Genomic DNA, 1116 nt, shown 5'->3' on the forward strand with positions numbered 1-1116 from the left:
GTAGTTTTTGAGCGATTTTAGTACTATTTTATCTTAGGCGATCGCGCTTGTATATGAAGATGTAGTTTATTCCAATCTTGCACCTGCGCTTGCATCCCGCCAGCGATTCAAATCGCTGGCTAATAGCGAAAGTCCTCGCTCAGAGGACTAAATAATTCGCCAAGAATTTCAGTCCATTTTAATGGACTTTCGCTATTAGCCCGGAAATTGATTTCCGGGCGGGCTATGATGCTGGTGTAATATGTGAGTTTACCAGGCGATCGCGCTTGTATATGAAGATGTAGTGCTGGAATCTGATAAAGAAATTTTCGATTTAGGTTTGATGTAGGGGCGAAGCATGAGGGCGATAGGCGATCGCGATCGCAAACAATTTTATTTCCTCATGCTTCGCCCTGCCAAGATCTACACCAACACCCACTATGATGCTTGTGTCAATCTCTTTTATTGGTTTGGCGATCTAGAGTGCGTTCAGAGATCCTGGGGAGGGTGAAGCATTTGGATGAAAAATCTAGCGTTTTAAATATAAATTGTCGCCCAAATGCTTCACCCCTACATAGATACAAAAGGTTGAGTTTCTTTGTGGGAAAAATCTAATATGCCCACGTGTATATCTGCGAACCAATTGATTGCATGTCGGATGAATGGCGTAGCGAAATATCTTTGTTGCAGTCAAATCACACCTCTGTTTCATCTCCCCCAGATTTTTTTGCTCAACTCCGCATCGCATCTCGGAGACTTGCCAGATTTTCGCGGATACTAACAGTTCGAGGATGGTTGACACCTAATACCCGTTCCACAATTTCTAAAGCTTGCAAATACAAGGGTTCCGCTTCGCTGTAGCGTCCTTGAGATTTGTAGAGTCCTGCCAGATTATTCAAACTGGTGGCAACATCGGGATGGTCTTCTCCCAGCAGTCTTTTTCTCAATTCTAAAGCTTGCAAATACAAGGGTTCCGCTTCGCTGTAGCGTCCTTGAGATTTGTAGAGTGATGCCAGATTATTCAAACTGGTGGCAACATCGGGATGGTCTTCTCCCAGCAGTCTTTTTCTCAATTCTAAAGCTTGCAAATACAAGGGTTCCGCTTCGCTGTAGCGTCCTTGAGATTTGTAGAGTGAT

General features: G+C 43.9%; 1 protein-coding gene. It reads right to left on the reverse strand.

The window, feature by feature from the left end:
- Positions 1-710: 710 nt before the first annotated feature.
- Positions 711-1116, reverse strand: a 406-nt coding sequence (locus MiSe_RS49235; RefSeq protein WP_226594866.1) for a tetratricopeptide repeat protein, incomplete at its 5' end; no start/stop codon positions are given.

Origin of the sequence: Microseira wollei NIES-4236 (assembly GCF_020521235.1) — a bacterium.
Classification (GTDB): Bacteria; Cyanobacteriota; Cyanobacteriia; order Cyanobacteriales; family Aerosakkonemataceae; genus Microseira; species Microseira wollei.